We start from the raw sequence: 291 nt of genomic DNA, 5'->3' as shown, positions 1-291 counted from the left end.
GTTTCCCATGATAAAACAGATAAAAGCCCACTTGAATAAGAGTATTCAGACTGTCCTTGGTCAAAAAGTTGAGTTCGTCAAACAAGATGAACAGGCCTTTACTCGTAAAAGAAGTTTATCACTAGAAACTATGATTCGTACAATTCTGGGAATGGGAGGGAAATCATTGTCAAAAGAATTACTAGATGCCAAACTGACAGTTTCAAATTCAGCCTTTGTTCAAAGGCGCTATCAGATAAAACCTGAAGCGTTCTATGCCCTATTTAAAGAATTTACAGCACCTATTCCACT

General features: G+C 37.1%; 1 pseudogene. It reads left to right on the top strand.

Going from position 1 to position 291, the window contains the following annotated elements:
* Window positions 1-291 (top strand): annotated as a pseudogene (locus tag SMIDD26_RS10995) (IS4 family transposase); the annotation flags it as partial.

Source organism: Streptococcus mitis, assembly GCF_001579035.1.
Lineage (GTDB): Bacteria > Bacillota > Bacilli > Lactobacillales > Streptococcaceae > Streptococcus > Streptococcus mitis_J.
This window is presented reverse-complemented; position numbering and strand designations above follow the sequence as displayed.